This is a genomic window from Arthrobacter sp. Soc17.1.1.1, from assembly GCF_036867195.1.
In the GTDB taxonomy this organism is placed as follows: domain Bacteria; phylum Actinomycetota; class Actinomycetes; order Actinomycetales; family Micrococcaceae; genus Arthrobacter_D.
On sequence record NZ_JBAJII010000001.1, the window covers coordinates 1,926,213 to 1,947,005 of the forward strand.

Genomic DNA, 20,793 nt, shown 5'->3' on the forward strand with positions numbered 1-20,793 from the left:
TGGGGTACGCCGACTGTACCGACACGCGTAAGGCATTCACGCGTCAGACGGGTGATTGGCTGGCCGTGTCAGGGCCTCGTGTTCGTCGGTGAAGAAGCCGACCTCCTGATCGGACTGTTGTACAGGCGCGACCATGCCCCAATCCAAGGGCGCCTGTACGTGCTTACCCCGATTCGGGACGTTCGCAAACCCATCCACCAGCGGGCGGCCAGAAGGTCTAGATTCGGTCGTGCATGCGCCATTTAGCGATCACAGAATGCCGCCATGAAGCGCTGCGATCCACTCCGGGGGAGTGATTGCGCGGCGCCCGAGCCGTTCGGGTGTCTTGTAATGCTTTAGGTTTGCGAGACACGTCTCAGCAGACAGACGACGAGGATCAGCGTTGCAGTTGAGGTACCTGTGCGGCCGTTTTCATCGTTCAGGCTAAACATCCCTTCGCCGGTCTCGCGGGGCTGACCGCGGGAAGGGGTGTCAGGAGGTACGGAGGACGACCGGCTTGCGGGCAGTAGAACCGACTAGCCAGCCAGAACATGAAACGCATTAAGGCTGTCGTGTCCCGGGGCTCCGGGTTATCTCCATCGGTATCCCTTGCGGATCCGTCGAGTATCCGCACCGATCACGCTTTGCTGAGACATATTCCCTTACTGTGGTCCTGTGAGAAGAACATTGAGCTGGTTGATACTGGCAGGCATGCTCGGCGGACTCTTCCTCCTTACCGTCGTACTAGATCGACTGCTCATGTTCTTCGCATTCTGCATCCCATTCCTGATCATCCTTGTGCTGATCGATCGCAAGTCATCCCGCAGGCAGGATGAGAACAAGAAGTAGCTGGTAAATCGGGTTTTGTCTGATCACCAACGTGAAGTTGCTCAGAGCTAGGCCGATCGAGGACCGGCTTGCTGGCAGACTAGAAGAACGAGAATCGCGACAGCATCAAGCCACGTCCGGTAGCGTGACCGGACAATGTTTCGCAGGGGGACCAGGAGCAACATGGCATACGATCTGGAAAAAATGCTTGTAGTGGGAGTAGCTTCAAGTGCACTCTTCAATCTGTCGGATGCTGACTCTGTCTTCCGCGAGCACGGGGAAGCGGTCTATCGCGAGTATCAGGAGACCCACATTGACGAGGCGCTGGAGCCAGGGGTGGCTTTCCCATTCATCAAGCGCCTTCTGTCACTGAATGACCTTGCGCAGGGCGAAACGCCGCTGGTGGAGGTGATCGTGCTCTCAAGTAATGACCCGGAGACTGGCCTTCGCGTTATGCGATCCATAGCGCACCATGACCTACCCATATCGCGCGCAATCTTCATGCAAGGACGATCACCTTTTGCTTTCATGGGTGCTCTCAACATGTCCTTGTTTTTGTCTCAGAACAAGAACGACGTTCGCATTGCCATATCGAAGGGTTTCGCCGCCGGTCAGGTGCTGGGCTTGCCCGCAGCTGATCTTGACGGCACCGACCTTCGCATCGCATTCGACTTTGACGGAGTCCTCGCTGATGATTCCTCGGAACGGGTCATGCAAACCGAGGTCTACCAGCGTTTCACGCAAATGAGACAGAACGCCTTACGGAACCTCTCCCAGAGGGCCGACTATCCGAGTTCCTCCGCGGCATCAACCGCATTCAAGACATTGAGGAGAAACTCGTGGAAGACCAGCCCGACTATAACCGCCGAGTACACGTCGCCATCGTCACAGCCCGCAACGCTCCGTCTCACGAGCGAGTGGTCAGAACGCTTCAATCGTGGGGTGTTCGCGTCAATGACGCGTTCTTCCTTGGTGGAGTCGAGAAGGCAAAAGTGTTGCGCGTTCTCAAACCACATGTGTTTTTCGACGACCAGCTGCGCCACCTTGAGGGTGCTGCCGATGAGATCCCGAGCGTTCATGTTCCGTTCGGAGTTGTGAATGAAGCATCGGATACCGAGCTCGAGGATGAACAGGATGCTGACAGGTTGGTTGCGTCAGGCGTTGGCAGTTGACGCCATACGACATAACGAAGATCTAGCGGTGGAGGATCAGCTAACGGGACGGCTTGCAGGGCGAGGCCGGCACAACCCTTGGGCTGAGCTCAGTACCAGCCTCATTGCTTCTGGAAGATCCTCCTGTGGATGGTTGGAGGAGTGTCCACACCCGGGGTGGGATTAGTGCAATGTATCCGGGATCCGCGGGTGAAGGTGTGTCTATCATCGCACCGAGGCGGCGACCGCTTTTGGGGGGCTACATGAGTGACGTGAGTTCCGCGGCAAATTCTCGTTGGTCCAAAGCTGCGTCAAGGGCAGAGGGCTTGGCAGATCTGGGCAGTGGGGCCGCCGTGCGACGCTACTTCTTCGTCGTCTTCCCGTGGATGGTTGTAGTCGCACTGTTAGTTGGTTTCGCCGTAGCGGCCATCTGGCCAGATCCGGAACAGAATATGCTGCGGTCGGGGATCTACTTTGGTTTGATTCTGACCGGAATCGGCACTCTGGTTGTCGGCCTTGTTTATGGCAACAAAATGGTAGGCCCCTTAGTTCAGCCCCGGCGAATGGGGGTCACGGTAGGCCTTACGGCTGATGAGACGAAGTATGTGCGCCGCCAGGTCCTGACTGGCAAGTCGACCGATCTTGAGAAGCTGCCGGTTCTCCGAGGGGCAGCTGTTCAAATACGTGAGGGTCTAGCCAGGCATTTGCTCACGGCGCCCGCCTTGCCGGCACTTCTCGGCGGGCAAGCAGTGTCCCACGGGATAACGTCCGCCCTCGATGTGGTGATGATGCTGCTCCTACTGGCCTTGACAGTCCTCTGGGTTTTTATCGCCCACCAGTTCCGGCGAACGGGTTCGTTCCTCAACTCAACTCGGTCCTGATCGCCATATCGGACCAAATCCTTGTTCAGGATGGCCTGAGGCCAACGACCTGCTGTCGTAGGGCCCTCCACACTTGCTCCATGGGGATTCTGCCGCTGCCGTGTTCGGCGCTCCTTGCAGGCGCCCGACCCGCGATCCCTTACTGGGCTATTTGGGTTGGTGATCGTTCCGGGTCGGCGCATCCACGAGTTGCTCCAGCAAGGCGGCACTTCTCTCACCCGCATCGCGGATCCGATGCAGTGCACCGATGATGCTGATGCTAGAGAACAGGATGACGAGTATGAGTACGGCCAGAAACCAGCGAAGAACCATACCGCTACTGTCCTATACGAGTACTGTCCTATACGAACCGCTGCGATCTTGGAAGTGGCTTTCCGAGCGTCGCGATTCGTGCGTTAACCGATCCTTCAGTGAGCATTCCGTCGGCGCGACGAGGCTGACACCTGGTCGGGGAAGTCCTCACCGATCCCATCAGGTTCGTAAAAGCCCTTCACGAAACCCCGCACCTCCGCCACGAGCTCGTCACGCGTCATGGAGGGCACGGAGATCGAGGGCTCGTCGGCCGAACTAGCGATGAATCGACTCGCGTTGAAACCGTAGGTTCCGTCAGCTGGTCCGTTCAACCAGGAGAAGTCGTAACTGAGCGCACCGCTTGGCTGACGCCTCTCGCTGATACGAAATAGCTCATCATCGACGATGACCTCGAAGGGTGAACCGCCCTGGGTTTGATGGAGACTCCTGACCTTGGAAACGAGAATAGAGTCATGGCATCAAGTCAGGGAGCTGGGAAGCCGACCGCTCGTCGGTATTCGCCGGAGGAGAAAGCCGCAGCGGTCCGGATGGTGCGGACCTTGCGGGCAGAGCTCGGGACTGAGTACGGGACAGTTCACCGGGTCGCATCGCAGCTCGGGTACGGGACGGAATCGGTACGAGCATGGGTCCGGCAGGCCGACGTCGATGAAGGACAGGTCCCTGGTGTGAGTACCGCCGAGGCCAGACAGATGCGCGAGCTCGAGCAAGAGAATCGGGAACCACGTCGGGCGAACGAGATCCTCAAACGGGCCGCGAGTTTCTTCGGGGCGGAGCTCGACCGCCAACACCGGAAATAGTCGCCTCAATCGACGCGAACAAGAATGATGTCGTCGACGGCCGACCGCTTGGAGTCGAGCCCATCTGCGCGCTGCTGCAGGTGGCCCCGAGCACGTACTACGCCGCTAAGAACCGCGCCCCGTCCGCTCGTGCGGTCAGCGACGCGGTCCTCACCCCGGAGCTGGTCACTCTGTGGGAGGACAACTACCGCGTCTACGGGGTCCGCAAACTCTGGAAAGCCGCCCGTCGCGCCGGAATGGACATCGGCCGGGACCAGACGGGCAGGTTGATGCGAGCCGCCAGCATCGAAGGCGCCACCCGTTCGAAGCGGGTGAAGACCACGCGACCGGATCCGGCCGCAACAAGACACCCTGATTTGGTGAAACGACAGTTCACCGCACCGGCGCCGAACCGGCTCTGGGTGACCGACCTGACCTTCGTCCTGACATGGGCCGGCGTCGCGTACGTCTGCTTCATCATCGACGCGTACTCGCGGATGATCCTCGGTTGGCGGTGCGCTAGTCATATGCGCACCGAGATGGTCCTCGACGCGATCGAGATGGCTCGCTGGTCACGAGGCACTCACCACGAGGATCTTCGGTGCCACAGCGACGCGGGCAGCCAATTTACGTCGATTCGCTACGGCGAACGCCTCGCCGAGATCGGCGCGACGCCCTCCATCGGGACCGTCGGCGATAGCTATGACAACGCCCTGGCTGACACGGTGAACGGCTACTACAAAACCGAACTCGTCCGTGGTCCAGTCCGCCCTGGTCCGTGGAAGACGGTCGAGGACCTCGAGCTAGCGACCCTCGGATGGGTCCACTGGCACAACACGCAGCGCCTTCATGGCTACCTCGGCGATGTCCCGCAGGCGGAGTTCGAGCAGGCGTTCTATGCTGGCCAAACCATCCATAATCACCTGGTGGGAATCACATAACGCGAGTCTCCATCAAACCTAGAGCGGTTCAGCTGGCGAAAATCTTCTAGATGGACGAGAGATGCTCAGGTGTTGCGCCAAGTACACGCATACGCAACTGTGCATAGTAGTCTGAAGGTGTTGTTTGAAGGTCGTTCGAGGCGTTGTGCAACACAAGCGTGCGAGGGTCTAGACACTATGCAACGCCGAAACGTCTTCAGCTGACCTGCAGCTCTGAAGCATCTTCCTCTGGGGCTAGCGTCGATACCGACCTGTAGAGCCTAGGACTGCTGACCGATCTGGCGATCGAGTCGTTCGAGATCGGCTTCGACCAGGTTGATGTCTCGAGCGAATTCTTCGTCGTCGAGCTCGATCTGGCGAACCGTGAAGACCACTTCAGCTCCATCCGGATGCGGGAGCACCCGGACGGGATTTGTGACCACCGTTCCGGACGGCAACGTCACGTCGTGGTCAAGCACACCGTAGCGATTCCGTTCGACGAAGCGAACCTCCACGCGGCCCATCGGAGATTCCACAAGCAGCGTGTCACCATTTCTAGCTACTTCACTCTGCGCAAGTCCCGCTGCCCATTCGGGAAGGTTCTCGACGTTTGATGCGTACTCGTAGACGGCATCCGGGGAGGCGCTGATGACTCGGCTTACATGTTGGCTCCTCATAGCGGCATCATGCGCCGTCTCGAGGCTGCCATCAAGCACCCATCCACCTACTGTATGAAGCGGCTTCCGCCGCTGAAGGCCGTCTTAGCAAAGGATGGCGGTCCCTCAACGCTGCACGAGCGCTTCGCTGACATTCCAAAGGTCGTTTGATTTCGCGGTGTCGTAGGACTCCTCCGAGGAGTTGATCGGGGTGCGTCCATCGAAGTAGGCGCCGGTGGTGTCGCTGAGAGATGGATCGATGGCGAGGGAGGCGAGGGCTGCCCCTGACTCTTCGGCGGTGTGCACGTTCGGGGTCATGACCCGTCGGACGAGCCACGTCATCCGGGGAAGGATGTGTTTGGCGATGATGCGTACGGGTGCCGGTGCGGAGCGTTGGAGTCCGGTGCCGGGGACGAGGCCGGGGTTGAAGGCGTTCGCGGTCACGCCAGCGGGCAGTCGTCGGGCGAGTTCGTAGGTGTAGAAAATGTTCGCAAGCTTCGAAGTGCTGTAGCGGCGCTGGCCGGCGACGAAGGCCCCGTCCTTCGCGGCGGAGGCGCCGAGCTTGCCGTATGCCAGTTCCTGGGCGGTGCTCCATGCGGGTACGGGCACGCCGGCCTTCATGGCCGGGTCGTGGGTGTCGCTGGCGACGACGACGACACGAGCCGGTGCGGTCAAGACCGGACGGAGCTGCTCGACGAGGAAGAAGTGCGCGAGATGGTTCACCCCGAACGAGGACTCGTACCCGTCTTCGGTCGTTGTCATCGATGCGCCTGCCTGCACTCCGGCGTTGCACACGACCGCCTGGAACGGCGGCAAGGTTCCTGCTGTGATGCGGGCGACGAGATCCGTTGCGAACGTGCTCACGCTTTCGAGGGATGCGAGGTCCACGGAAAGTGACTCAACGGTGTTTCCAGCCGTCGCTGCCGCCCGCAGCTGGTCGACGGCAGGCTTGGCACGGGTCGCGTCACGGTTGGCGACGATGACGTGCCAAGGGCCGTCGGATCGCAGCACGCCCATGGCGGCGGCGAAGCCGATACCGCTGGTGCCGCCGGTGATGAGGACGGTTCGAGGCTGGCGGGGGGAGTTGGTTGTGAAAGCATCTGTTGGCATATCCACAGTATGGAAGCCGTGGGGAAAGCTAATAAGGGACAGGTTATGCGCGTACAACCTGTCCCTGGTTGCGATGCGACAGGAGAGGAGAATAGCGTGATGATCGATCGCATCGGCCTGGCCGACTTCCTTCGTCGGCGCCGCGAAGCCTTGACTCCTGCCGACCTCGGGTTGCCCGGGGGTATGCGCCGGCGGGCCCCGGGGCTTCGACGGGACGAGGTCGCATCGCAGGCCGGTATTTCCTACGACTACTACGCCCGCTTGGAGCAGCACCGCGGCGCAAACCCGTCGGAATCAGTGATCGCCGGCCTCGCCCGAGGATTGCGGCTCAATGACGACCAACGCGATCACCTATTCCGCCTCGCCGGCTTCTCAGCTCCTGTGTCGGGTCCATCGCGGCATATCAGCCCTGGCCTGCTGCAGATGCTTGACCACCTTTCGGACGTTCCGACCTTGATCTGTACCGACCTCGGCGACGTCCTGCACCAAAACGCTCTCGCCACCGTGGTGCTGGGCGATTTCACCGGCGGGAAGGACGCTCTCCTTCGTCATCCGAATAACCTTATTCGGGCGTGGTTCATCGACCAGGACACCCGGAGTCGGTTCCCGGTCGAGGACTGGGCGGCGCACTCCGCCGCGCACGTTCGCGACTTGCGTGCGACGACCTCCCGCCGTGGGGGTGAGCCCGATGTGGTTGCATTCGTGAAAGAACTGGCCGTAGGCAGTGAGGAGTTTCGGCTTTTGTGGGAACAGCACGATGTCGGTGGCCGGCGCTTTGCTCACAAACGGATCGCGCATCCCGAGGTCGGACTGATCGACCTGAACTGTGAAGTGATGCTCACCCCTGACCACGGACTGCAGGTCGTGGCGTTCTTTCCCGTCGAAGCTACCAATGCTCGTGAAAAACTCGACCTGCTGCAGGTCATCGGATTGCAGACCCTCACCGCCAACCCCTGAGCAGCACCGCTTGATTGCTCGCGTTCCTTAACAGGGCGCTTCATTGTGCCCGGGAAGCTCAGGCGAACAGGTCGGTGTGCTTTTGCGCCCACGTGCGGAACGGGGTCGCGGGGGTTCCAGTGAGGTTCTGGACGTCGTCGGTGACGACATCGGCACGGCCGGCATGGAACAGCAGCCGCCCTCCTCTTACAAATTCGCACATCACGAACGGTAACGGCCAGAGTTGATTGAAGTTGATTGCTAACTGACATCAATCCGCGTGCGGATCTACCCGGACGCCGGTTGTCCTGCATGTATTGGGTCAGGGGATCCCGTGGCATATACGAGCGTTTTCGCTACAGAAGGCGCTAATCCTCGTTCGACACTCTGGAGGGCCCGCTCCTTGTAGCGATTCCCAGTGCCACAATCCATGCTCCACTTCTACGGCCCGTCGATGAGATCCGCTACATCGGGAGGCATGGGATTCCTCCGTAGGCATTCTCGCGGACGGATAGAACAGACAGGCCTAGCCCTCCGGCCACTTGATCGGGGGCTAGGAGCCTGCCGTCAACCTGACGTCCATGGGCGCATCCTCGAATTCATTGCGGGCGCTGAATGGCTTGGTTCCAGTCGGGTCGGAGGGTTCTGCTTCCGAGAACGGCCCTGCTCACCAGGTCACGGTGACGTTGACGATGGCGCCAGGAGAGTCCTGTACCGGCTCTTGAAGTAGAGGAGCGGGCCGGGTTGTTCGGTGTGAGGTGTTCCCAGTCCGGTGACGCGCCCGATGACGATGACGTGGTCGCCGGCGTCGTGTTCGGCATGGATCGTGCAGTCCAGCCAGGCCAGGGTGCCGTCGAGGACGGGGTTGCCCCCTCGGGTCGGGTGCCAGGTGATGCCGGCCCATTTGTCGGAGCCCCGGCGGGCGAACTGGCCGGAGATAGCGCCCTGACCTGCCGAGAGGATGTTGACGGCGAAGGCGCCGGTATCGCGGATGCGGGGGTAGGTGGTGCTGGTCTTCATGACACTGAAGGAGACGAGTGGCGGATCGACGGAGACGCTGTAGAACGATTGGCAGGTGAAGCCGGTCGGGCCCTCGGAGTCGTGGCCGGTGATGATGGTGATTCCGGAGGCGTAGTGACCGGCGGTGTCGCGGAACTGTGGTTCGTCGAAGGTATCTGTTGAGCTGTCGCTAACTTCTGCGCTGGGTCCAGTGGTGGGTGTGCTGATTGATGTACTCGCGTGTGTCATGTCGTTGGGTCCGTGAGGCGTGTATCCAGCCCGTATTGCGCGGGGGCGCCGAGATGGTCGCGGAGTGTGGCGCCGTCGTAGTCGTGGTGGTAGACGCCGCGCTCCTGCAGGAGGGGGACGACGTCGTCGACGAAGGTGTCGATGCCGTCTTCGTTGACGTCGATGGAGACCCAGAACCCGTCGCAGGCGCCGGCTTCGAACCATTCCTGCAGGTGGTCCGCGGTGACGGACGCTTCACCGACCGGGGTGGGGTGGTAGTCGATGACGCCGTGGGCGATGATGTCTCGGATGGTCCATCCTTCGCGTGCGACCTCCAGTGCCCGGGGGGAGCGGGGATCGAACGGGCTCGGGGACGCAGCAGCCAGCTGAGCGGGTGTGAGGGGTTGGTCGAGCTGGCCCTGGTCGAGCTGGAGGTTCAGCATCGAGCCGAGGTAGGGCACACGCGATGCTGCTGTGAGCTCGGCCAGTTGCACGCGTCGGTCCAAAGCAGCGCGTTTGGTCTTGCCGATGGCCGGCATGACTCCGGCGAAGAACTTGATCTCGTCCGGGTTCCGTCCTGCCCGGCGGGCGGCGTCGCGGTAGGCCTGGCGTTGCCTGCGGGCGTCGTCGATGGTGAACGTGGCCCCGATGACCCCGTTGGCGTAGCGCCCGGCCAGGTCGAGTCCGTTGGCGCCTCCTCCAGCGGAGAAGATGACGGGCTGGCCCTGCTCGGACGGGGGGATGGGCAGCGGCCCGCGGGAGGCGACGAACTCGCCCTGCATGTTGATGGGCTGGATCTTGTCGGGGTGGGCGAAGCGGCCGGTCGTCTGGTCCTTGATCCATGCGTCCTGCTGCCAACTTCCCCAGAGAGCCTGGGCGATCTGGATGGTCTCGTGGGCGCGCTGGTAGCGCTGCGGCCGGGGAGCGATGCCCTGGCCGAAGTTCGCTGCAGCGTTCGGGTCGCTGGTGGTGACCGCGTTCCATCCGGCGCGTCCGTGGCTCATCACATCCAGGGCCTTGAACTGGCGGGCGATGTTGAAGGGCTCACCGAAGGTCGTGGAACCGGTGGCGACGAGGCCGATGCGCTCTGTGGCCCGGGCGATCGCCGCGAGGGTCATCATCGGATCGAGGGTGATCTGTGGTGCCTCGTGGTCGACATCAGCCATCAGGCCGGGGAAGTCCGGGAGGAACAGGAAGGCGAACTTCCCGCGTTCAGCGGCCTGCGCGTACCGGACCTGCGCATCGAAACTCGCGTAGTTCGAAGGATCGACGCCGGGGGCGCGCCAGGCCGAACTCTGGGATCCGTATCCGTTGCCCAGGTGCATACCCAGGATCATCTGCGGCTTGGTCATGGCTTCTCCTCGTGCTGCTGTCGGTGCTGCTGTTCGTGGCGCAAGCCGGCACTCTCGTTTCCGGTCGCTTGGCTGGTTTGAACATTGCCATTAGTGTGAAGGTCAGATCCGCGGTGAGCATCGAGACCCAGGAGGTCGTATGCGTATTGGTGAGCTGGCGAAGGAGACCGGGGTTCCGTCCCGGATGCTGCGCTATTACGAGGAGCAGGGGCTGATCTCACCCCGCCGTCTGGAGAACGGGTACCGGACGTATGACGACTATCTGGTCGATCGGGTGCGGAAGATCCGTGGGCTGGTCGATTCCGGCATACCGACGCGCATCATCTCGGACATCCTGCCGTGCCTTGACCAGCCCCAGACCATCGTCGTGAGGAACGCCGAGCCCGGGCTGCGGGAGCTCCTGGTGACGGAGCGGGACCGCATGACGGAGAAGATCGACTTCCTGATCCACAACCGGGACTCGATCACCCGGTACATTGAAGCCATCGACCGCGCCGCCACCTCTCCACGCGAGACGTCCAGGGCCGGCTAGCGTTCATCCGGTGCGGGAGGGTTCCTGCTGACGAACAGGGTGCCGACGACTGCACCGAGGGCGAGGATCGCGGCGACGGTGAAGGCGGCCTGTCCGGCGTCGATGCTCTGGGCGGCGCTGAGGGCGCCGGTTTCGGTGGCGTCCGCTCCGATGGTGAAGGCGGAGATGAGGATCGCGCCTCCCGCTGCTCCAGCGAGCTGCTGGACGGTGGAAAACGCTGCGGTGCCATGTGCGTACAGGTCCGCCGGCAGGGCACCGAGTGCCGAGGTGGTCATCGGAGCCCACATCAATGCCTGCGTCCCGGTGATCACCAGGTAGGTGCCCAGGGCCAGCCAGACGCTGGTGTTCTCGTCGATGGTGGTCAGGAACCAGATGGCCGCCGCCCAGACGATCGAACCGGGGATCGCCAGGGGCTTGGGCCCGACCCTGTCGTAGATGCGTCCGCCGAGTGCGGAGACGATCGCGATCATCGCTCCGCCGGGGAAGAGGAACAGGCCCATCTGCAGGGTGTCCAGTCCGAGGACCGCCGTCAGGATGAGCGGGAGGACGAGGACGACGCCGAAGCCGTTCATCGCGACGAAGACCATCACGATCGTGGGCAGGACGTAGGCGCGCGTGTGGAAGATCCGCAGGTCCAGGAACGGGTCCCGGTGGCGCTGAAGCCGGACCTGACGGTAGGCGAACGCTCCCACGCCGATCAGGCCGACGAGGATGGGGATGGAGGGGGCGACGGGTGCGTGGCCGGAGACCGACTCACCGATGGCTGCCAGCCCGAAGACCAGTCCGCCGAACCCGATGATGGACAGCAGCAGGGACACCACGTCGAGGGTCACCCGTTCCGGTACGGTGACGTTCCGCAGCTTCACGGCCGCGAGAACCAGTGTCGCAGCGATGATCGGCAGCATGAGGATGAACAGCCACCGCCAGGGGAGTTGGGACAGGATCAGCCCGGAGAGTGCCGGGCCTACAGCCGGCGCGATCGCCGGGACCGCCGTGACGAGGGCCATCATCCTGCCCCGCCGCGAGGCCGGCACGAGGCGCATGGTCGTCGTGATCAGCAAGGGGACGAACACGGCAGTGCCGATCGCCTGGATGATCCGGCCCGCGAAGAGCACGCCGAAACCAGGAGCAATCGCGGCGGTGACCGTGCCGAGAAGGAACAGCGTCATCGAACCCAGGAAGATGGCGCGGGTGGTGAACCTGCGCATGACGAACCCGGTGGCAGGAATGAGCACAGCCAGGGTCAGCAGGTACCCCGTCGTCAGCCACTGACCGGTCGTCGGAGTGATGTCCAGGGCGGTGATCAGCGTCGGCAGGGCGACGCCGAGCATCATCTCGTTCAGCAGGACGACGAAGGTCGAGACCATCAGCAGCCCGATGATCATCGCGCTCCCCGGGGCCAACCGGTCATCGGTCGGCCCCGCAGGGGTGCTGACGGCCGGCCCGGGGGAAGCGGCTTCCAGGGTGGACTCGTTCGGACTAGCGACCGACATAGGGCTCTCCTGAGAGTGGGATGGTTGTGGCGACGGGGATCAGGCGCACACCTGCAGGCCCGAAGCCGGCGATGCGGCTCCAGTGCAGGAGGGTGCATACGGAGGCCGGCCAGGAACGAGCAGTTGTGCCGGGTGGTCCGGACGGAAGAGAAGAACTCACCGGATCATCGTGCAACCTTGCCACTAGTGTGAAGGTCAAGCCCACCGAGCGGATGTGACGGACTGCACTCCAGGGAGTGCAGTCCGTCCGGTGTCGTCGCTTGACCTTGACACTGCTGGAAGGTTGGACACTTGGAGGACTCAACCACTCCACGGAAGGATTCTCATGAGAATCGGTATTCTCGGCGCAGGCTCGATCGGTTCGACGCTGGCACGCAAGCTCGCTGCCGCAGGGCACGACGTCAAGGTCGCCAACTCACGCGGACCGGAGACGATCGATTCCGACGTCCTCGCAACAGGCGCGACTGCAGTGGAAGCCTCAGCCGTCGTGCACGACGTCGAGGTCCTCATCACGTCGATCCCGCTCAGCGCCATGCCGGGAATCAAGCCCCTCGTCACAGGGCTTCCCGCGGACGTCGTCGTCATCGACACCTCGAACTACTACCCGGCCAGGGACGGGCAGCTACAGGCGCTCGACGAGGGACAGGTGGAGAGTGTCTGGGTCGCCGAGCAGATCGGCCGTCCCGTCGTGAAGGCGTGGAACGCGATCCTGTCCGGGACCTTCGAAGCCAAGGGGGTCGCGGCAGGAGACGCAGGCCGTCTCGCCATCCCGGTGGCAGCCGACCACGCGACAGATCAGCAGACGGCCATGAGTCTGGTGGAGGACACAGGGTTCGATGCCGTCGACGCCGGCCGTCTTGCTGATTCCTGGCGCCAGCAGCCCGGTGCACCTGCCTACTGCACCGAACTCACCCGTGACGAGCTTCCCGGTGCCCTGGCCCGTGCGGACAAGGACCTCCTGCCGGGTCGGCGTGATCAGGCCATGGCAACCATCGGTAGCAGATTCGGCTCTCTCACCACCGATGACGTCGTCACCCTCAACCGGACCACTTACGCCTAGGGAAGCTGAGGGCTTCGCTGCGTCCTGTCCCGGCGGGAACTCTGATGCTGGCCTCGAGTATGCAGTAGGTGCAGCAGCTTATCGGCGTCTTCGCCGCATGCTGACGTCTCGAGCGAATCCGTCCAGCGCTGAAGCAACGCCGGCCGGGTTGCTCAAGGTGACGTAGTGCCCACCAGGAATCTCCTCCGGCTCGATCGCGAGCCGCTCGATGATGTGGCGTCTCATGAAGGGCGCGGGGAAGAATCGGTCGTCCTGGCAGAGGATTGCGGTGGTGGGGACATCGGGGTGGCTCTGCGCAGGCCAGGCCAGCGACATCCACGCGCCTCGTTGGTCGCGGGTCCGTGCTCGGGCTTCGCGCGCGAGATGATCGGGAACATCGTTATAGAAGGCAACATCGTCGTTCTGCTCGACGCTTTCGCGGTCGTAGCCTGTGTTCGTCCACCACTGGCTGAATGACTCGCCGGGAAGCGGGATCATTCCTGCCAGGTACACGAGGCCGTCGGCTTGTAGTTCCTCGCAGGCAAGCGGCGCCGTGAATCCCCCCAACGAATGGCCGACGACGATGGGGTGCTTCGCGCCGTCGGCAGCAGTGCTCACCGCCGCGCTGTAGTCGCTGAGTCCGGCGTCGTCGTCCTCGATCGGTAGGTCGACCGCCACTACAGCGTGGCCCGAGTCTTCCAGCAGCGGTGCGACCAGGTGCCAGTCCCAGCTCGTCGAACCGCCTCCATGAATCAGGACGAACGTCGCCATGCTTCCCAACCCCTTCGGTCATGCCGTAGCGGATCAACGTCACACCCCTTGAGACGGGAGTCGGCACGGAAAGTCATCGGTGGCCGACGAGCTCTGCCGCGGCGGGGATCGAGGCATTGTCCGTCCTCGTGCCGATCGGCATACTCGATGCATGTCCTCGTTGTTCGCGTGGCGTGGAATTGATGACCCGCAGCGCTTCGATGTTGCTTCCTTATCGCTGGAAGCCGACAGCATGAGGGCGCACGGCACGTCCATCACGCGCTCCTATGCCAGCTCCTGGTCGCTCGAGGTCGGCCGGGGATGGGTCACGCGATCACTCGCGGTACAGGTCCACGGCGGCGATTGGAGGCGCTCACTCCTTCTGGAGCGCGACGAGCACGGTCGGTGGCATGCGGCGGCCAGCACGTCAGGTGACGCGGACTATCCGGCCCCCGGTCTCGTGAACCCCTCGGACGTCGAAGACGCGCTCGACTGTGACCTCGCCCTGTGCCCGGTCACGAACACCATGCCGATCAGGCGCCTCTCGCTCCGGGATCGTGCCGTTCCTGCAACAGCGCTGATCATGGCGTGGGTCGATGTGCCCACGCTGCAGGTCGTCCGCAGCGATCAGACCTACGCCGCTGATCCCGCCGCATCCCCTGGAAAGGTGCAGTTCGCCAGCGATGGTGGCGACTTCCGTTCCGAGTTGACGATTGATGACGATGGGATTGTGATCGACTACCCGCAGTTGGCGCGAAGAGCGCGGCTCCCGCGATAGGTTCTGCCGCCGATGGACGTGCCTGACCGGTGATGGCTCCAGAGCCCGTAGCAGGCCCAAGTGCTTCAGGCCGAAGGGTGGGTCCGGGCACTCCGGGCTCGAGAGCCGGGCAGAAGGTGCTGGCCGAGGAACCTCGATGATCGTTAGTCTCGGCCCATGACGGAATTCCCTCGGATCCTTCACGCTGTTCTCGACACGACTGATGTGCGAGGACTGGCGGAGTTCTACCGTCAGCTGCTCGGACTCCAGTACCGGCCGGGCGATGAGCCCACCGCTGAGGGCATGCGGGACGATGCCGACTGGTTGGTCCTCACTGATGGGCAGGGCAACCGCAAGCTCGCTTTCCAACAGGTCGATCACCTGAAGCGGACCACATGGCCGTTGCCCGACGTACCGATGCAGATGCACCTGGATCTGACCGTCGCTGACCGGGAAACGCTCGAGCATCACCATTCCAGGGCCCTGGCACTAGGGGCGGAGCTCCGCCTCGACCGTACGGACGATCCGAACGAGCCACTGTACGTCTACGCCGATCCGGCCGGTCATCCGTTCTGCATCTTCGTAGCCTGATGTGAGCATGAGGTCGCTGTAACCCCCGTACCGGCTCGACTGCACCGCTTGCTGGTGCGCTTGTCGGGACAGGTCATGGGTAACCGCGACGCGCCCTGCCCGTGAGGCGACGGAGCATCTGCTCTCGAAGCGGGTTGTCCTTCCGCAGCTCCGGCATATCCGGGCCGGGTGCTGCGAGCGCTTCGAGTGTCAGAGGACCTGGCGTCACTCGGGCCTCCTCGCGGGCGGCCTTGCTCGGGCCGAAGCGTCCCTTACGCGGCCCCAGCGGCCGGTCGGGGGTTCTGCTCCGTCACTGCTTCACAGGGCGTTTGTGGGCAGAGGTCCGTGATCAGCCCCGTCCCAGCGCACTCACGGACCATGCGAATACCCTCGACTGCTGATGCTTTATCGGGGAACTGCTCGGATACGGCGACGACCCTCCCGCCCGCCGCTTTCAACCTGAACCTGAAGGAGACTCTTCCGTCATGAAAAAGCTCGAATGTTCCGCCCATTACCAGCCCCTCATCACCGCGGCAGGGGACCTGCCCGGTTCGTCATCGAATCCGGAACTCAGCGCTGCGTTCCGGTTGGCCCGGAAATGGGATAGGGCTTCGCCTACGTGACCCCAGCCACACCCAATGCACCTAGGGTAGGGGTCGGATGCCGTACTGGCGAGTAACCGCTATATGGTCCGTCGAATCAGTGCTTTGAAGGCGTTTTTTCACTAGATAAACTAGATTTTCCCTTCTTCTTGCTAAGCCGCCTAGCTTTTCGCTTCCTTGATTCTTTTATTTCTCGCCCCTCACGGACGACGGGCAATACGTGCGCCCACCATGTCCATTTCATGCCTCAAAGAACCTTGCTGCGTCTTGCGACCCCACCTCGAAAGACAGCTGCGAGAAACGGATCGAGCGCCGCCATGGGCGTGCTCTCCCAGCTCCTGAACCGGCGGACGGCACCAGCCGTTGCGAAACCTGCGCGAGCACCGTCCGGGCTGATACCGGCGATCCTAGGACCAGCCCTCCTCCGAGTCGACCTTCCTGTCGTGAGGTGCTCGTGCCACGTGCGAATCAGGGCGGCAGGACACGACGGGAGTAGTAGTGGCGGAGAAAGCATTCTGTCTCGACGAGTTGTCCTGCCGCTGGACCGAGGCCGCGGTATGCGCCGAACTTCGCTACGTGACAGCAGGAGAGCCCTCGATGTTCGACCCTCAGCCCCGTCCTGTTGCCGGGTCGGCCATCGTTCCGCCCGTTCACGCCGTGGAAAGCTGTGCTACGGGGCCGCTGTCATCGCCGCCTGGGTGTCATGTCAGGCGGGAGTGATGTGTCGTGAGGGGATGGGGCTGGAGTAGACCACGCTTGTGGTGATTCCACCGAGGGTGGCAAGGCTACCGGTGATGCGTTCGAGGTCGCGCATGGAACGAGCGATGACTTTGATGATGAAGCAGTCTGCTCCGGTGACGTGGTGGGCTTCGATGATCTCGGGCATCGAGTCGACGAGGTCGTGGAACGGCTTGTAGTTGCCGGTGGGGTAGGCCAGTCGCACGAACGCCGTCACCGCGTATCCGAGGGCTTCGGGGTCCACCGTGATCGAGTACCCGGTGATGACTCCACCGTCCGTGAGGCGTCGGAGGCGATCACCGGTGGCGCTCGGAGAGAGGTTGATGGCTCGGGCGAGTTGGGCGACGCTTGTCCGTCCGTCCTGCTGCAGATGACGGATGATCGCGTGATCGGTGGTATCCAGCTCTATCCGTGCCTTCAGTGGCATAACGGCGAATGTACCGTGGAATCGCGCGGAGCAGCCCGTTGACAGCCTCGATGTACTGTTCCCGAGAAGCGCCGGAGCAGCTTCGATAGAGGTATGTCTACTTCCCTTTCCGCCGCGGACTTCTTCGCCGCGAAACTCGCCTACGAGACGGACCCTGCAGACCTCGCGGCTGAGCGTGCATCCGGGGCCGGTCCGATCGTGATCGATACCCGCTCGGCCGCCTCATGGAGTCAGGGCCGTATCCCGGGCGCCGTCCACCTCCCGACTGCAGAGCTCGAAGCACGGATCACCGGGGTCGCACCCTCCCTGGGAACTGCGATCGTCGTCTACTGCTGGGGGCCGGGATGCAACGGAAGCACCCGTGGCGCGTTGATCCTGGCGTCACTGGGCTATACGAATGTCCGCGAACTCATCGGAGGCTTCGAGTACTGGTCACGGGAGGGGTTCGCCACTGTGAGCGATGAGGGGCGTCGGCGTGGCTCACCGGATCCGCTGACAGCACCCGTTCACGCCTCGACATGACGGATGCGGTGCGGTCAGGTCCGGGCGGGTGACGCCGCGGCCAGGTCTGCCTGCCACCACCGCACGGTCTCACCGGCGGCCGTCACGAGGGACGTCGGCGAGAGACCCAGGAGCTGCTCCGATGCGGTGGAATCCATGACGAACGGCCGGTCGAACTGGTAGGCCAGCTCCCCGATCTCGCGCATGGACGGCATCACGACGCCGAGTGCACGGACGACCCTGCCCGGTGTGCCGGTGAGCCTGGGGGCGCCGACGCCGGCCGCAGCGGCGAAGGCATCAACGAGCAGGCGTTGTGTCAGCGGTGGGAGGGTGGGCGCGTGCAGCACGCGGTCCGGCGTCCGCGGCAGGCCGGCCGCCTCGATCATGGCGGCGGCGAGATCGGGCACGTAGGTGAACGAGTGGGGGGGCGTCAGGATCCCCGATCAGCCGGATCGGCGTGCCCTTCAGCACCGACGGCACCATCCGCTCCCCGGCATGCGCCGTGCGCACCCTGGGGCCGTAGAAGTCGGAGGCGACGACGGAGACGGTGTCCGTCGCCGATGCCGCCCGGGCCGCCAGGAGCGCCGCACGCACGCCGCGCTTGCCCGATCCCGCGGCGCGCTCCGAGTCCTCGGTCATCACCTCCTCGGGACGGGTGTAGGAGTAGAGGCTCTCGGGGAAGACGACGGCGGCGTCCTGCCGGCCGGCGGCCTCGAGGACGACCGCCTCGGCCGCGGGCAGCTCGCGTCTCCACGCCGCCACGGAGTAGGCGCTCCCGTGGATGCAGTGGAACACGGCCGCGGCCCCGGCGACGGCGGCTGCGAGCGCTGCAGCATCCGACGCGTCGACGCCCCGCTTCTCGATGAGCGGGTGTTCGGGGCCGCTTCCGCTCCTGGTGAGGATGCGGACGGAGTCCCCGCGAGCGGCGAGCTGTTCGGCGAGCGTCCAACCGACGGGACCTGCTCCGGTGACGATGTACAGGGTCATGATCGTGCCTTTCGGGGGAGGTAATCCAGAAGCAAGAGCAGTGCTCTCACATGAAGAGTGCGCTGCTTCCTGTCCATAGTCAAGAGCACTGCTCTCTAATGTTGGTGATGCTCTCGACGAGGTGCGAGAGTGGGGACATGCCAGCAACACCACGACAGCGGGCCCGCGAGCAGACGCTCGACGACATCACCCGTATCGGCCGCCGCCAGCTCGCCGAGGTAGGTGCCGCAGCACTCTCCCTCCGGGCCGTCGCACGGGAGCTCGGTGTCGTGTCCTCGGCGGTGTACCGGTACGTGGCGAACCGCGACGACCTCCTGACCCTCCTGGTGGTGGATGCCTTCACGGAGCTCGGGGACGAGGTGGAGGCCGCCGTCGGAGCGGCCGGATCCACCGCGGTGGACCGGTTCTCCGCCCTCGCCCACGCCGTCCGCGCCTGGGCGGTGCGGGAGCCTGCCCGGTGGGCGCTGCTCTACGGCAGTCCCGTGCCGGGGTACGCGGCCCCAGCGGAGCGCACGACGGCCCAGGAGACCCGCGTCATCACGCTCTTCGCGCACATCATGGATGACGCCTGGCGGGCCGGGGAACTCGGGGTCGGTGACCACCCGGCGCCGGGCGCGCTCGCCGAGGACTACCAGGCCATCCGCGACCAGTTGTCTCTGTCGGTCCCGGACGGGGTGGTCGCGGCCACCGTGCAGGCATGGTCGGCCCTGTTCGGCGCCATATCGTTCGAGGTGTTCGGGCAGTACGGAGCTGATACCTTCTCCGACCCGGACGCTCTCCACGACTACACGGTCGGGCGCCTCGCCGTGCAGCTGGGCTTCGGCGCCGGCGCGGGGGGCGGCCGGGGTGCCGGCAGGAGAGCCTGAGCTGTTGGCGCTGCCGTGGCCACGGCACGCGGCACGCGGCCGCGCGCGCGCCGGGCACGAACCTCAGTAGGCTGGGAGAAACCGCAACCCAGGAGGACCACGTGGGCATCTCACCCGACGATGAAGTTGTCAGGATCTGCCAGGAACTGATCCGGATCGATACCTCGAACTTCGGGGACAACGAGGGCCCGGGGGAGCGCAGGGCCGCCGAGTACACGGCGGGCCTGATCGATGAGGTGGGGCTCTCCACGCAACTCTTCGAGTCCGCCCCGGGCCGCACGTCCGTCGTCGCACGCATGGAAGGCTCCGATCCGTCGCTGCCCGCACTCGTGGTCCACGGCCACCTCGACGTGGTGCCGGCGCAGAAGGAGGACTGGACGGTCGACCCGTTCGGCGGCGAGGAGAAGGACGGCCTCATCTGGGGCCGCGGCGCCGTCGACATGAAGGACATGGACGCCATGATCCTGTCCGTCCTGCGGTCCATGCAGCGGGACGGCGTCAAGCCGCAGCGCGACCTGATCTTCGGGTTCTTCGCCGACGAGGAGGCAGGCGGGGCGTACGGGGCGTCCTGGCTCGTCGACAACAAGCCGGAGGTGTTCGAGGGTGCCACGGAGGCCATCTCCGAGGTCGGCGGCTTCTCGGCGACCATCGGGGGGCAGCGGACATACCTCCTGCAGACCGCGGAGAAGGGCATCTCCTGGCTGCGCCTCGTCGCCCACGGCCGCGCGGGCCACGGATCCCAGATCAACACCGACAACGCAGTGACCGCACTGGCCCGCGCCGTCACCCGCATCGGCGAGCACTCCTGGCCCATCGAGCTCACGCCCACCACGCGCCAGTTCCTCGACGGCGTCACCGAGCTCACCGGCGTGGAGTTCGACCCGGACAACCCCGACATCATCCTCAAGGAACTGGGGACCGTGGCGCGCTTCGTCGGGGCGACCCTGCAGAACACCGCCAACCCGACCGTCCTCAAGGGCGGCTACAAGCACAACGTCATCCCCGGCACGGCCGAGGCGCTCATCGACGTGCGCACCCTGCCGGGCCAGCAGGACCAGGTCCTGGAGATCATCCGCGGGCTCGCCGGTGAGGGGGTGGACGTGAGCTACGAGCACAAGGACACCTCGCTCGAAGTGCCGTTCGCCGGCAACCTGGTCGACTCGATGATCGACGCCCTGCAGGCGGAGGACCCCGGGGCGAAGGTGCTGCCCTACACGCTCTCGGGCGGCACCGACAACAAGTCGCTGAGCCGCCTGGGCATCACCGGATACGGCTTCGCGCCCCTGCAGCTGCCCGACGAGCTCGACTTCACGGGCATGTTCCACGGCGTCGACGAACGCGTGCCGGCGGATTCCCTGCGCTTCGGCGCCAAGGTGCTCTCCCGACTGCTGACCACCTACTGA

22 protein-coding genes and 1 pseudogene are annotated in these 20,793 nt (G+C 64.0%); 11 read left to right on the forward strand and 12 right to left on the reverse strand.

Features of this window, described 5'->3' with window-relative positions:
• The first annotated feature begins 1,011 nt into the window (after nt 1-1,011).
• Together V6S67_RS08840 and V6S67_RS08845 are read left to right on the forward strand one after the other, a co-directional pair.
• Nucleotides 1,012-1,979 (forward strand): annotated as a pseudogene (locus tag V6S67_RS08840) (5'-nucleotidase).
• Between the two features lie 305 nt (nt 1,980-2,284).
• Nucleotides 2,285-2,839, forward strand: coding sequence for a hypothetical protein (locus tag V6S67_RS08845; protein ID WP_334209894.1), 555 nt, complete (start codon nt 2,285-2,287; stop codon nt 2,837-2,839).
• Nucleotides 2,840-2,986: 147 nt separating this feature from the next.
• Here the strand turns inward: V6S67_RS08845 and V6S67_RS08850 are convergent, their stop codons facing one another.
• Nucleotides 2,987-3,151: a hypothetical protein gene (locus tag V6S67_RS08850; protein WP_334209895.1), complete on the reverse strand. Its 165-nt coding sequence runs from the start codon at nt 3,149-3,151 to the stop codon at nt 2,987-2,989.
• A 452-nt stretch (nt 3,152-3,603) separates the two neighbouring features.
• Here V6S67_RS08850 and V6S67_RS08855 point away from each other — a divergent pair.
• Nucleotides 3,604-4,868 (forward strand): IS3 family transposase gene (locus tag V6S67_RS08855; protein ID WP_334209896.1). Its coding sequence is split into 2 segments (ribosomal slippage): nt 3,604-3,907 and nt 3,907-4,868, totalling 1,266 coding nucleotides; the frame shifts between segments, so codons are not numbered across the junction.
• 260 nt (nt 4,869-5,128) lie between these two features.
• On the opposite strand, the gene V6S67_RS08860 is transcribed toward V6S67_RS08855, so the two are convergent.
• Nucleotides 5,129-5,563 carry an SRPBCC family protein gene (locus V6S67_RS08860; RefSeq protein WP_334209897.1) on the reverse strand — a complete coding sequence of 145 codons (435 nt, stop codon included), beginning with the start codon at nt 5,561-5,563 and terminating at the stop codon, nt 5,129-5,131.
• Nucleotides 5,564-5,629: 66 nt separating this feature from the next.
• On the reverse strand, nt 5,630-6,613 hold the full coding sequence (locus V6S67_RS08865; RefSeq protein ID WP_334209898.1) for an SDR family NAD(P)-dependent oxidoreductase: 984 nt from the start codon (nt 6,611-6,613) through the stop codon (nt 5,630-5,632).
• Between the two features lie 99 nt (nt 6,614-6,712).
• Between V6S67_RS08865 and V6S67_RS08870 the strand changes: the two genes are divergently transcribed.
• Nucleotides 6,713-7,570 carry a helix-turn-helix transcriptional regulator gene (locus tag V6S67_RS08870; protein WP_334209899.1) on the forward strand — a complete coding sequence of 286 codons (858 nt, stop codon included), beginning with the start codon at nt 6,713-6,715 and terminating at the stop codon, nt 7,568-7,570.
• 58 nt (nt 7,571-7,628) lie between these two features.
• Here the strand turns inward: V6S67_RS08870 and V6S67_RS08875 are convergent, their stop codons facing one another.
• The 3 genes from V6S67_RS08875 to V6S67_RS08885 form a co-directional block, all read right to left on the reverse strand.
• The gene (locus V6S67_RS08875; RefSeq protein ID WP_334209900.1) at nt 7,629-7,772 is read right to left on the reverse strand and encodes a hypothetical protein; all 144 of its coding nucleotides are present in this window, start codon (nt 7,770-7,772) and stop codon (nt 7,629-7,631) included.
• Nucleotides 7,773-8,224: 452 nt separating this feature from the next.
• Nucleotides 8,225-8,797 (reverse strand): flavin reductase family protein, encoded by a 573-nt coding sequence (locus V6S67_RS08880; protein ID WP_334209901.1) that lies wholly within the window; start codon nt 8,795-8,797, stop codon nt 8,225-8,227.
• Nucleotides 8,794-10,128 (reverse strand): NtaA/DmoA family FMN-dependent monooxygenase, encoded by a 1,335-nt coding sequence (locus V6S67_RS08885; RefSeq protein ID WP_334209902.1) that lies wholly within the window; start codon nt 10,126-10,128, stop codon nt 8,794-8,796. Before V6S67_RS08885 ends, V6S67_RS08880 begins: the two co-directional genes overlap by 4 nt.
• Nucleotides 10,129-10,267: 139 nt before the next feature.
• Between V6S67_RS08885 and V6S67_RS08890 the strand changes: the two genes are divergently transcribed.
• Nucleotides 10,268-10,660, forward strand: coding sequence for a MerR family transcriptional regulator (locus V6S67_RS08890; RefSeq protein WP_334209903.1), 393 nt, complete (start codon nt 10,268-10,270; stop codon nt 10,658-10,660).
• Here V6S67_RS08890 and V6S67_RS08895 read toward each other — a convergent pair.
• A complete protein-coding gene (locus V6S67_RS08895) occupies nt 10,657-12,153 on the reverse strand; it encodes a DHA2 family efflux MFS transporter permease subunit (RefSeq protein WP_334209904.1) in 1,497 nt (498 codons plus the stop codon). The genes V6S67_RS08890 and V6S67_RS08895 overlap by 4 nt on opposite strands.
• A 325-nt stretch (nt 12,154-12,478) precedes the next feature.
• On the opposite strand from V6S67_RS08895, the gene V6S67_RS08900 reads away from it, so the two are divergent.
• Nucleotides 12,479-13,213: an NADPH-dependent F420 reductase gene (locus V6S67_RS08900; RefSeq protein WP_334209905.1), complete on the forward strand. Its 735-nt coding sequence runs from the start codon at nt 12,479-12,481 to the stop codon at nt 13,211-13,213.
• Between the two features lie 78 nt (nt 13,214-13,291).
• Here V6S67_RS08900 and V6S67_RS08905 read toward each other — a convergent pair whose 3' ends face one another.
• Nucleotides 13,292-13,963 carry an alpha/beta fold hydrolase gene (locus V6S67_RS08905; RefSeq protein ID WP_334209906.1) on the reverse strand — a complete coding sequence of 224 codons (672 nt, stop codon included), beginning with the start codon at nt 13,961-13,963 and terminating at the stop codon, nt 13,292-13,294.
• Between the two features lie 151 nt (nt 13,964-14,114).
• Between V6S67_RS08905 and V6S67_RS08910 the strand changes: the two genes are divergently transcribed.
• Nucleotides 14,115-14,720, forward strand: a complete 606-nt coding sequence (locus tag V6S67_RS08910) for a putative glycolipid-binding domain-containing protein (protein ID WP_334209907.1) — start codon at nt 14,115-14,117, stop codon at nt 14,718-14,720.
• Nucleotides 14,721-14,876: 156 nt separating this feature from the next.
• Complete coding sequence (locus V6S67_RS08915; RefSeq protein ID WP_334209908.1) at nt 14,877-15,290, forward strand: VOC family protein; 414 nt, start codon at nt 14,877-14,879, stop codon at nt 15,288-15,290.
• A gap of 251 nt (nt 15,291-15,541) precedes the next feature.
• Here V6S67_RS08915 and V6S67_RS08920 read toward each other — a convergent pair whose 3' ends face one another.
• Nucleotides 15,542-15,781 carry a YegP family protein gene (locus V6S67_RS08920; protein ID WP_334209909.1) on the reverse strand — a complete coding sequence of 80 codons (240 nt, stop codon included), beginning with the start codon at nt 15,779-15,781 and terminating at the stop codon, nt 15,542-15,544.
• A gap of 796 nt (nt 15,782-16,577) precedes the next feature.
• Nucleotides 16,578-17,036: an Lrp/AsnC family transcriptional regulator gene (locus V6S67_RS08925; protein ID WP_334209910.1), complete on the reverse strand. Its 459-nt coding sequence runs from the start codon at nt 17,034-17,036 to the stop codon at nt 16,578-16,580.
• A gap of 93 nt (nt 17,037-17,129) precedes the next feature.
• Between V6S67_RS08925 and V6S67_RS08930 the strand changes: the two genes are divergently transcribed.
• Nucleotides 17,130-17,558, forward strand: a complete 429-nt coding sequence (locus V6S67_RS08930) for a rhodanese-like domain-containing protein (protein WP_334209911.1) — start codon at nt 17,130-17,132, stop codon at nt 17,556-17,558.
• A 14-nt stretch (nt 17,559-17,572) separates the two neighbouring features.
• Here V6S67_RS08930 and V6S67_RS08935 read toward each other — a convergent pair whose 3' ends face one another.
• Nucleotides 17,573-17,884 (reverse strand): hypothetical protein, encoded by a 312-nt coding sequence (locus V6S67_RS08935; protein ID WP_334209912.1) that lies wholly within the window; start codon nt 17,882-17,884, stop codon nt 17,573-17,575.
• Entirely contained in the window at nt 17,835-18,524 is a 690-nt protein-coding gene (locus V6S67_RS08940) for an NAD-dependent epimerase/dehydratase family protein (RefSeq protein WP_334209913.1), read from the reverse strand. Before V6S67_RS08940 ends, V6S67_RS08935 begins: the two co-directional genes overlap by 50 nt.
• Nucleotides 18,525-18,661: 137 nt before the next feature.
• Between V6S67_RS08940 and V6S67_RS08945 the strand changes: the two genes are divergently transcribed.
• Both V6S67_RS08945 and V6S67_RS08950 read left to right on the forward strand, forming a co-directional pair.
• Entirely contained in the window at nt 18,662-19,390 is a 729-nt protein-coding gene (locus V6S67_RS08945) for a TetR/AcrR family transcriptional regulator (protein WP_334209914.1), read from the forward strand.
• A gap of 101 nt (nt 19,391-19,491) precedes the next feature.
• Nucleotides 19,492-20,793 (forward strand): M20/M25/M40 family metallo-hydrolase, encoded by a 1,302-nt coding sequence (locus V6S67_RS08950; protein WP_334209915.1) that lies wholly within the window; start codon nt 19,492-19,494, stop codon nt 20,791-20,793.

Coding starts and splice junctions, on each gene's coding strand:
- V6S67_RS08850 (WP_334209895.1), bottom strand. CDS start 3,151: ATGGTTCTTCGCTGGTTTCTGGCCGTACTCATACTCGTCATCCTGTTC.
- V6S67_RS08865 (WP_334209898.1), bottom strand. CDS start 6,613: ATGCCAACAGATGCTTTCACAACCAACTCCCCCCGCCAGCCTCGAACC.
- V6S67_RS08870 (WP_334209899.1), top strand. CDS start 6,713: ATGATCGATCGCATCGGCCTGGCCGACTTCCTTCGTCGGCGCCGCGAA.
- V6S67_RS08875 (WP_334209900.1), bottom strand. CDS start 7,772: ATGTGCGAATTTGTAAGAGGAGGGCGGCTGCTGTTCCATGCCGGCCGT.
- V6S67_RS08880 (WP_334209901.1), bottom strand. CDS start 8,797: ATGACACACGCGAGTACATCAATCAGCACACCCACCACTGGACCCAGC.
- V6S67_RS08885 (WP_334209902.1), bottom strand. CDS start 10,128: ATGACCAAGCCGCAGATGATCCTGGGTATGCACCTGGGCAACGGATAC.
- V6S67_RS08890 (WP_334209903.1), top strand. CDS start 10,268: ATGCGTATTGGTGAGCTGGCGAAGGAGACCGGGGTTCCGTCCCGGATG.
- V6S67_RS08895 (WP_334209904.1), bottom strand. CDS start 12,153: ATGTCGGTCGCTAGTCCGAACGAGTCCACCCTGGAAGCCGCTTCCCCC.
- V6S67_RS08900 (WP_334209905.1), top strand. CDS start 12,479: ATGAGAATCGGTATTCTCGGCGCAGGCTCGATCGGTTCGACGCTGGCA.
- V6S67_RS08905 (WP_334209906.1), bottom strand. CDS start 13,963: ATGGCGACGTTCGTCCTGATTCATGGAGGCGGTTCGACGAGCTGGGAC.
- V6S67_RS08910 (WP_334209907.1), top strand. CDS start 14,115: ATGTCCTCGTTGTTCGCGTGGCGTGGAATTGATGACCCGCAGCGCTTC.
- V6S67_RS08915 (WP_334209908.1), top strand. CDS start 14,877: ATGACGGAATTCCCTCGGATCCTTCACGCTGTTCTCGACACGACTGAT.
- V6S67_RS08920 (WP_334209909.1), bottom strand. CDS start 15,781: ATGGGCGGAACATTCGAGCTTTTTCATGACGGAAGAGTCTCCTTCAGG.
- V6S67_RS08925 (WP_334209910.1), bottom strand. CDS start 17,036: ATGCCACTGAAGGCACGGATAGAGCTGGATACCACCGATCACGCGATC.
- V6S67_RS08930 (WP_334209911.1), top strand. CDS start 17,130: ATGTCTACTTCCCTTTCCGCCGCGGACTTCTTCGCCGCGAAACTCGCC.
- V6S67_RS08940 (WP_334209913.1), bottom strand. CDS start 18,524: ATGACCCTGTACATCGTCACCGGAGCAGGTCCCGTCGGTTGGACGCTC.
- V6S67_RS08945 (WP_334209914.1), top strand. CDS start 18,662: ATGCCAGCAACACCACGACAGCGGGCCCGCGAGCAGACGCTCGACGAC.